This window comes from Bradyrhizobium sp. P2_E8 (assembly GCF_056403875.1).
Map to the genome: position 1 here is coordinate 1 of NZ_JBFUES010000627.1, position 4,563 is coordinate 4,563.

Annotated in this window: 4 protein-coding genes and 1 pseudogene; 3 read left to right on the top strand and 2 right to left on the bottom strand. The window is 58.5% G+C overall.

Annotated elements, in window-relative coordinates:
* Positions 1 to 923: MFS transporter (locus tag AC1D00_RS28210; RefSeq protein ID WP_477012912.1), on the top strand; the 923-nt coding region annotated here is incomplete at its 5' end.
* Between the two features lie 181 nt (positions 924 to 1,104).
* Here the strand turns inward: AC1D00_RS28210 and AC1D00_RS28215 are convergent.
* Positions 1,105 to 1,761 carry a TetR/AcrR family transcriptional regulator gene (locus AC1D00_RS28215; protein ID WP_477012913.1) on the bottom strand — a complete coding sequence of 219 codons (657 nt, stop codon included), beginning with the start codon at positions 1,759 to 1,761 and terminating at the stop codon, positions 1,105 to 1,107.
* Positions 1,762 to 1,913: 152 nt separating this feature from the next.
* Here AC1D00_RS28215 and AC1D00_RS28220 point away from each other — a divergent pair.
* Both AC1D00_RS28220 and AC1D00_RS28225 read left to right on the top strand, forming a co-directional pair.
* A pseudogene (locus tag AC1D00_RS28220) lies at positions 1,914 to 2,579 on the top strand (SDR family NAD(P)-dependent oxidoreductase).
* 248 nt (positions 2,580 to 2,827) lie between these two features.
* The gene (locus AC1D00_RS28225; protein ID WP_477012914.1) at positions 2,828 to 3,775 is read left to right on the top strand and encodes an alpha/beta hydrolase; all 948 of its coding nucleotides are present in this window, start codon (positions 2,828 to 2,830) and stop codon (positions 3,773 to 3,775) included.
* A gap of 222 nt (positions 3,776 to 3,997) precedes the next feature.
* On the opposite strand, the gene AC1D00_RS28230 is transcribed toward AC1D00_RS28225, so the two are convergent.
* Entirely contained in the window at positions 3,998 to 4,228 is a 231-nt protein-coding gene (locus AC1D00_RS28230) for a hypothetical protein (RefSeq protein ID WP_477012915.1), read from the bottom strand.
* Positions 4,229 to 4,563 lie beyond the last annotated feature (335 nt).

Below are 4,563 nucleotides of genomic sequence, written 5' to 3' on the forward strand. Positions count from 1 at the left end.
GGACAATTGATGGACAATTGATGGGCCTTTGGGCACTGTTCCTTCCTGTCGGCGCTCTTCTCACGGCCCAACTCGCCGGGCTGATTATCCCCGCGCTAGGGTGGCGGGCATTGTTTCTGGTCGGTGTCTTGCCAGCCCTCGGTGCGCTTCTGGCCCGCATGTTCATTCCTGAAAGTCCGCGCTTTTTGATGGAGAAAGGGCGCCATGCGGAGGCAAGACGATCGGTGCTTTGGATGAATGGCGGTCATTCTCTTCCAGCCGAAGTCGACACCTCTCTTGAGCGTCCGCTTTCGCATCCCGCGCACACGAAATTCTCCGTGACCGAACTTTTCAGCCCCACCTACCGTATGCGAACAATATTTGCTTGGGTCGTCTGGTTTTGCCAAGTGTTCTGCTATCTCGGCCTCACACCTTGGCTACCGACGTTGCTGACAAAGTTCAAAGGCGTCCCGGCCGCCGACATTTATTCATTCATGACCGTTTACGCGGCGATCGGCATCGTCGGTCGCTTAGCCGTCTCGTTCACGGTGGACAGGATTGGGCGGCGTCCGCTTCTCATCTTCCTGGCGATCGGTGGCACATTTTCCATGTTCATGCTCGGTCAGCAAACGGAGCTAAGCGGTTTGCAGATCTGGGGCTGGACGTCGAGTTTTTTCATGGAAGGATTGACCGGCCTTCTGGCCGCTCTGACCCCCGAACTATTCCCGACTCGCGCCCGATCGACCGGCATTGGCTGGGCGCAGGGGATCGGGCGTATCGGAGGGATCATCGCACCTCTCGCAATAGGGGCTATTGTGCTCACAAGTATCGAGGCAGTGTTCCTGCTGTTCGCTGGCGCCTATGCGATCGTGTTGGTGGCTGGCCTTCTTATGAGGGTGGAGACGAAGGGGTTGTCGCTTGAGGCAGCATCAAGCGAAGCGTGAGGTCCACATCAGCGGCGGGCGCTTGGCGCCCGCCGTCCTTTGGACAGCGACAAAACGTGCCGGTCGCCGCCAAACATGGGCCGCAACACAGGCTCCACGCCACCCAACTCTACAAACCCCGGACCGACAAGAGTTCATTGAATACGAAATGAAGGGCATCGGTCATTTTGCGCCAAGTCTCTCAGACGCCGTACCGCGCCATGAAGGTGTCTACCGTTTCGGCAATCACTTTGCGAACATAAGCCCTAGATGGAGGCGCGGATTCGTAACCATAGATGCGCGGCCAAAGAAGAGGTTCATTCAACATACCGATGATTTGCCGCGCGGCGAGTTGTAGATCAGACACACGAAGATGGCCGRCCGCCTCCATATCCTTCAGATAGGCGACCAGAATGTCGTACGAAGGACCTTTCCCCGCATCATAGAAGCGCTGCGGCAGATCAACAAAAGTCTTACTTTCGGCGATCATCATCCTAACGAGCCGGACTGCGACGGGACTCTCCGCCCAAAACTCCGCGACCGCTCGCGCGAGCTTGGTCAGACCGACTTTCGGATCGCGCCGGCTATCCGCGTCATTCACCAGATTGATATCGAAGGTAGTCCAAAGACGCTCGATTGTCGCGCCGAACAACACTTCCTTGCTGTCAAATTGATTGTAGAGCGTGCGCCTGGCAACGCCCGCGTCCCTGGCGATCAGATCCATGCTCGTGCCGCCAAACCCGTGCGCGAGAAACAGCTCGGCTGCAGCCGCTATGATGGCTTCTCGCGAGTCGCGAAGGTTACTGTGAGCGGTAACCCTCTCGATCACCTTGGTTCGAGTTTGTTTCGGGGCGGCCATTTCCCAATCAGCTCCCAACTCCAGAATTGGTCAAGAGATTTGCACTGCACGATGCAGTATTGCAAGCCCATTGCCCGGCGAATCGCATGTCGCACTCTCGACCGCGCCAAGACCCGATCGCAGAAACCGTTAGCTAATCAGGAGAAGCTCCTATGAACCACATTCCCCATAGAGTTGCGCTGGTGACGGATGCCTCGCGCGGAATCGGCCGCGCCGTTGCGACAGCGATGTCGGCAGAAGGATTTGACGTCGCTGTCGGCTTTGCCACTCAAGCCGACGAGCCCGAAAGTGTCATTCATGCGATCGAGGCACACGGCCGTGGGGGCATTGCCGTCGCTGGAGACCTAGCCGATCTAGAAGCATGTACTGATCTAGTGAAGGAAACCACGCGCCGTTTCAGCGGCAGATTGGGACCGTAGCCTCGCGATCAACTGGTCGTCAGCATTTCATGTCACCCAGGCTTCGCTGCCCACAATGCGAGAAGCCCGTTGGGGACGAGTCGTCTTCATGTCGTCTGTCGCAGCACAGCTCGGCGGGGTCATTGGTCCGCACTATGTCGCGGCCAAAGCGGGCCTACATCGCCAACGCGCAGCTACGCCTCACTAAACGCCAAGGAGGGTGTGACGGTGAATGCCATCGCGCCAGCGCTGATCAAGACAGATATGGTCACGTCGAACCCCAGCATAACGCACGATGCCAGTCCTGTGGGCAGATTCGGGCAATSCGCAGAGGTCGCCGATCTCGTGATCGCTCTCATGCGGAACTCCTATGTGACAGGGCAAACGCTCAACATAAATGGCGGTTGGTACATGTCTTGACCGCGGATCGGCCGGGCGTCTGATTTGCTGTTGACCCGCTTGTACACTGCACTGTATAGTGCACATAGATCACGGCCTGTCTTGAAGAGTCTCGCTGCGACGCTTGATCCCTCGCCCCTTGATACCTAGGACCAGACATCGCGTCCGTTCCCTGATCGCGGCAACGCCAAGTACCGATCTTGTCGCGAGAGCCAACCCACAAACCAAGTGCGCGTCGGTACAGCCTACGCGCGTGAAAGGACCTACCCATGCCATTGGATCCGCATATCGCCGAGTTTTTGCGGAACCGCGGAAGTGCCGCGCCATCATCCGTCCACGACATTCGACGGGCAACAGAGATCAATCTGCCTAAGCTTCATGGCCCACTGGAAGATGTCGCCTCCATCGAGACCCATTTGGTGCCGAGCCATGACGGACATCCCGTTCGCGTGCGCTCTTATGTACCGTCGTCGATGCACGGCGCCGACCAGCGAGCAGCCGTCGTCTATGCTCATGGGGGGGGCTGGTTCCAATGCTCTCTTGAGCTATACGACAATCCGTGTCGGGCCCTCGCCAACGCCATTGGGTGCGTTGTTTTGTCGGTCGATTATAGACTCGCGCCGGAGAATCCCTTCCCTGTGCCGCTCGAAGATTATTACGCGACACTCTGCTGGGCCGTCGAAAACGCCTCCGCACTTGGGATTGATCCCGCTCGTGTAGTGGTTGGTGGAGACAGCGCAGGCGGCAACCTGGCTGCCGGCGCAGCACTCCTAGCCCGCGACCGCAATGGGCCTGTAATCGCTCATCAACTCTTGCTTTACCCACCACTCGACCGCACGTTTTCTACACCGAGCTACAATGAATTCTCGGAGGGCTATTTCCTCACGCGCGCGACGATGCAATCCTGCTGGAACTGGTATGTGGGAAATGAGGCGGACATCTCGCGATATGCCGCGCCGCTCCGTGCCGAAAGCCTCAAAGGACTGCCTTCAGCAACCATCCTCGTCAACGAGTACGACCCTTTGCGCGACGAAGGTGAGGCTTATGCACAACGGCTCCGTGAGGCCGGCATCGACGTATGGACAAGCCGTCTGAGCGGGTTGGTGCACGCCAGCATCCACATGCTCGGCCTGACGCCCGAAGCGCATCAGTTGCATGACGCAGCGCGTCTTGGTGTTCGCCGCGCGCTCAAATCCGACAAGGCCGCGGCGGAGTGAGTTGCCCCGCGTGCCGGAGAACTAGGGCAGGATGGCGCTTCTTCGAAGAAGGGCAGTAGCTCCGCCCACAGGTCGAAATCGAGCTTGATGTTCTTGTCGTGAATTAGCTTGATGATCGCCTTGATGTGAGTGTTCGCCAAATTGCGTCGAACGCCGCCTCGTCCTTGGAGATCCGTAAATCAGGAAGCGTTAGGATCCTTTCGGTTCTGGTGGAGGCGCGCCTCAATGCATCCAGGCTCCTTGCGGGTTTCGACAAGAAAAGCCTGGACCATTGGAGACTATGTTCATCAGCAAGTCGCGATAGACCGCCTGCTGTTGGATGCTTGGGTGGTATCCTAATTCCGCGAGATGCTTCACCAGATAAGCGTGGATCTCCAGTCCCGGAGCGGCCTCGCTGATGACAAAGTGCCGATCTCGCAGATCGCCCCATTCGACTGCCGCCAGCTTGGCCAAACGGTCCCCTTCCGGCATCACGACATAAATGCGCTCATTCGTCCGCCGGCGGCTGCCCGGCAAGAAAGGCTACATCGCGCCGGTGCTGCCGTATCGCCGGGATACAATCAGACGGCCCGCTCTCTGTGAAATTGCGGAATCCGAGGCAAAGCGGCCACCGATTCCGACGGAAGGCGGCCAGCGATTCCGATCGAAAGCGGCCACCCAATCCGAACGAAGGCGGCCACCCTGTTGATAGGGTGAGACGGGGGGCGTTGTCGGCAATCTGAACGGGGCAAGGTCCCTCCTTTTGCGGTTCACGCAATGGGAGGTCCGATGCCCGCCGAGAGATTGCC

What these genes read in the sequence shown, in the direction of transcription:
- AC1D00_RS28225 (WP_477012914.1), top strand. Translation starts at nt 2,828, where the DNA reads ATGCCATTGGATCCGCATATCGCCGAGTTTTTGCGGAACCGCGGAAGT.